The organism is Pullulanibacillus pueri (genome assembly GCF_014639255.1).
Taxonomy (GTDB): Bacteria; Bacillota; Bacilli; order Bacillales; family Sporolactobacillaceae; genus Pullulanibacillus; species Pullulanibacillus pueri.
Genome location: NZ_BMFV01000070.1, coordinates 1 through 4,462 on the forward strand (window position 1 = coordinate 1; position 4,462 = coordinate 4,462).

Sequence of the window (4,462 nt, forward strand, 5' to 3'; positions counted from 1 at the left end):
TATAGAACTAAAGCCGCTTAAATCCTTTTTATTATTTCCACTGTCTACTTGACAGGGGGCACTTCAGAATAAGGTCGACTTTTTTGCCGATGTTTATAGGAACATATTCAGTGAACACCCTTTGGCCTAAGTGCATAGTTCGGTTCCTTTAAAGGCTTGCTCCAAAAATAGCCTTGTTCATGGTGAATACCAATCAATGAAGTGAGCCTTGAATCTTCTTCCGTTTCAACACCCTCAAGGATTAACTGTAACCCTTCCTCTGCTGCCCATCTAGAAACAGACGCTAACAACGAGCGGCTTTCGGGGTGTTCCGACAGTGTCGATACCCACTGACGGTCCAATTTAATCCAATCAGGTTTGACTTCAACCAAACGAACAAGATCTTGTTCACCGATACCAAAATCGTCTTGTGCTAACTCAATAAGCGGGTATTTGACTTGTAGCTCCTTCCAAAAGTCCAAATCAATCGGATGAACGTGGTGCTCTAAGATTTCAAATACACATACCGTGTCAGGCAAGATCTGATAAAACCTCTCCAACCAACTGGTTATTCTCACATGATTTTGAAAGGTGTCTGCAAATACATTTAAGAATAAGCGCTTGCCGTTTGGCCAGGATACCGTTTTAAGCCTCACTAAAAGACTTTCCATGCACTCCCAATCAGCATTTTCCCGAAACTCAAAGCATTCTGCAATCCTAAAAAACATATCAGGGGCTACCGCTTCAGTTCCCCATGTTGGTCTAGCAAGTGCTTCATATCCTGTCACATTTTCTGACTGCACATCTACAATTGGCTGAAATGCCCACTCAATATTGCCGTACCATTTATAATCATGGCGCAAAGGTGCTGGTGGAAAATGAGCATGAGCCAGTTCTTGCGCCAAACCCCAATAACCAATAATTTGTCCAGATAATAAAATAGGGAAAAGTTCGCATAGCTCCCACCATTCCGTTCCATCCTCGCGCTTATTTAATAAACACCCACTCCACGGCTTACCCTGGGTTAAATTGGACCACATATGCTTATAAACAGCTTTTGGGGTTTTCTTGGCACTATTAATCCCCGGTTTATGCCCGAGCAACTCACTTAAGCTCCGGCCAACAAGGTGTTCGTAGGCTTCGTTTGCCACAATAATCCTTCCTGATTTATCTGTCAGCACAAACGGATAGTGCGTCCCACTCCACAAAGACTCGGTAATATTTTTAAGCCAAATTAACTGCGGATCCCTCTCCCTCACCAATTGCCCTTCACTCTTAGAGACTCTTGATGCTTTACAGACTCGATTTTTTCCAGATTGTTTTGCTTCTAAAAGGGCATAATCAGCCTCATTCGCTTTCTCTTCCGTAAAAGACCCATACGTCCACCCCATAGACACGCCTATCTTTAGTCCATTGCCATCAGGTAACATCTCGTATGTTCCTTGTGAAGCCAGAGTGTGTAATCGGTGAACAATCTCCTCAGGTGCACTCAAGCCTTTCATCGGCATCCAGATTTGAAATTCATCGCCACCAAAACGGGAAATGGCGTCGGAAGCGCGTAAGCCCTGAGAAATCCTAAAGACAAACGCTTTAAGCACACGGTCCCCCACCTCATGCCCCCACGTGTCATTGATCCACTTAAAATGATCGAGATCGCAAAAGATAATAATTCCCTCGCTCTCTCCCTTAGCCTTGCACTTCTCAATCCAGGTGGAAAGTCCACGGCGTGACAGCGCCTGGGTTAAAGCATCATATTGGACGGCCTCATTCGTATCCTTTTCCCAATTATCCTGAAACGAGCGATAGGCTACGTATAATCCAGACATTATCGACGTCATCAACGTCACTGCTACCCCTTTAAGGCCGCTATCAAAATATAAGCTTATCAGCAACTCCATTAAAATACTGAGAGTTAAACTGACGGCAACGCCGATGAGATTCGTATATTTTCGTAATATCAATGTGGCTATGATCACTAGAGCAATAAAAGCAACTGAATATGTGAGTACATAAGAGAATTTCCCATAGGTCCACGTGCTGATTCCGATAAGGGCTAGTAAAAAAGCAACACCAAAAGCTCTATGTTCCCACACTTTTGAGCTTAAGAAGCAGGTCGTAACGTATAAAATCCCCATGATTCCAACAGAGACCTCAAGATGAAGCACCGTACCATCGATTGCAAGTCCAATAGGGAATATAAGAATGGTAAACCAAATGGAGTACTTAGGCCAAAGCCGTTGTACGGCCAACTGTTCAAACTCTCGTGTAGAAAACAATTGAGCGGACAAAAGCCATGTCTGCCCAATTAAATTTAGGAAGAGACTATTCAAAGTTAATAACCTCCGTATCTCGAATGCCAATCGAGGCTTTATCTGTTTTAAATCAATCACCGTTTTCCTATCAATGCAACATCCAAGAAATACTCAGGATGAAATTTTCTAACACTTTCCTCTTAGAAGAGGTTTGATCTTACTTCCATTAAAAACTTCCCTATAGATTGTTTCTGTGATATTTATCACACCTCTATTCACTATGAAGGCATTTAATAATAAAGACAGGTGGAGGGGAGTGGCATCGATGGGCTCCGGTATTCTACTTTTTAACGATATGTCACGGTCGTTTTTCTGCTTGCCTGTCCACAAACGTGATACAATAAACCTACACAGAGCAAAGGAGTCGTGGAAATAGTGTCTGGATCATCTCTTACTAAAGGAAACTATCATATCGATCTTCGTGATGTTGATTTCACACAAAAGTTAAGGCTAAGTACTTTATTTAGCTACCTCCAGGATATCGCCAGTCAAGCTTCTGAGGAACTCGGCTTTGGCATTAAAACCTTGGAGAAAACATTCGGTGTTTCATGGATTTTAACGCGGATTTGCGTTGATATTATACGGATGCCTATTTGGGATGAGGAAATAACCATTGAGACCTGGCCTCTTGAACCCGGTAAAGCTGAGTTTGATCGGGATTTCTTTGTCAAAGACGCAAATGGCAATATCATTATAAAGGCTGTCTCGAAGTGGGTGATTATGGATATTAAGGAAAGAAAAATAAAGCGAAGTGACTTTATTAACATCCACTACCCAGAAAAAAGAACAGAGCGTGCTATTGAAGGGAAGTTAGCAAAACTCAAGGACTTTGGTCATTTAGAATCAGTGTATCAAAAAGTCATCGGTTATAGTGACATTGATTTCAATGGCCATCTGAATAATTCCAAATATGTCGATTACATTATGGATTGCTTTACTATTGACGAACACAAAAAACATACCATTCACACTATCGACCTTAACTTTAATCAAGAAGCATTACCTGGAGACACCATTGCTCTTTATAAAGATGTGTCGAAAAGCAATGAACAGGTTATATATATTGAAGGTATTAATCAAATGAATCATCATGTCGTTTTTAAATCCTTAATCACGATTGATTAATGGGACGTGGGACAGGTTTACTGTCCCACGTCCCACTGAAAGTTAATGTTAGAAACCCAACGGACTTGTATAGCACATTAGAAAAGGGGCCGATGACTCCTATATTCCTTTCCGGTTTATTAATGATTTTTCTTCAAACAAAAAGATGAAGCCATCTCAAATCATCCTTTTTTAGAACTTTGAGATGGCTTCTTGTATTATGGCTTTAGATTTAGCATTTAATAGCGGAATGATCCCAGATCCAATGTTCTTAAAAGAGAACCAGCGTGCTAGCCCTCCTTTGAAAGCTTTAATAGGCTACGTTATCCTTACCAGCCATTATAAGGAATGGACCGCGTTTTATTTTTTGGGACAATAAACCTGACCCTCTGTCCCGGTTTTTGGGACAGTAAACCTGTCCCCTAGTCCCGCAAGGAGTGTGAGAGTTCGGTGAAGATGACGCCGAGGGCATGGGCGCCGGCATCGGGGTACCCAAGGCTTCTTTCACCGACGGTACCTGCGCGTCCCATTCGGGCTACAATATCTTTTGTCTGCTCAGCACCCTGGACAGCGGCTGCTGCGCCTTTTTCAAATGCAGTCTTAACGCTGTCGCCATTCTTTGCACTTTCTGACCATGCATTGGCACAAGGCACTAGGGCATCGATCAGTGTCTTATCACCTACATCTGCGCCTCGACCAAAGGAACGTTCACCGATAGCTTGTATCCCTTTTACCACTGCTTGGAGCATATCAGCGAAAGCTTCGACTGTGAGCTCACACTGGTCACCTGTTGCTTTGCTTGCCGCTCGGAAGGCACCGCCCCAAATAGGTCCTGACGCCCCACCGCAATATTCCATAATCACCATGGAACATGCATCAAGAAAACGCCCAATCGTGGTCGCATCTTGTTCTAGGATGGACTTCCATTCTCGCTTAAGCTGCTTGAAGCCTTTCGCAACACTTGACCCAAAATCACCGTCACCCGCATGGGAATCTAACTTACTCAAACTTCGCAGAGTGAAATCGACAAATAAGCCTTGATATAATTGGGAAGGCCAGCGATCCAT

Annotated in this window: 3 protein-coding genes; 1 reads left to right on the forward strand and 2 read right to left on the reverse strand. The window is 42.9% G+C overall.

Annotated elements, in window-relative coordinates; all coding sequences use genetic code 11:
• Positions 1 to 107: 107 nt before the first annotated feature.
• Positions 108 to 2,309, reverse strand: coding sequence for an EAL domain-containing protein (locus IEV91_RS21405; protein ID WP_188499457.1), 2,202 nt, complete (start codon positions 2,307 to 2,309; stop codon positions 108 to 110).
• Positions 2,310 to 2,666: 357 nt separating this feature from the next.
• Between IEV91_RS21405 and IEV91_RS21410 the strand changes: the two genes are divergently transcribed.
• Positions 2,667 to 3,416 (forward strand): acyl-[acyl-carrier-protein] thioesterase, encoded by a 750-nt coding sequence (locus IEV91_RS21410; RefSeq protein WP_229745688.1) that lies wholly within the window; start codon positions 2,667 to 2,669, stop codon positions 3,414 to 3,416.
• 401 nt (positions 3,417 to 3,817) lie between these two features.
• On the opposite strand, the gene IEV91_RS21415 is transcribed toward IEV91_RS21410, so the two are convergent.
• The coding region (locus tag IEV91_RS21415; protein WP_188499458.1) for a DAK2 domain-containing protein at positions 3,818 to 4,462 on the reverse strand (645 nt) is incomplete at its 5' end.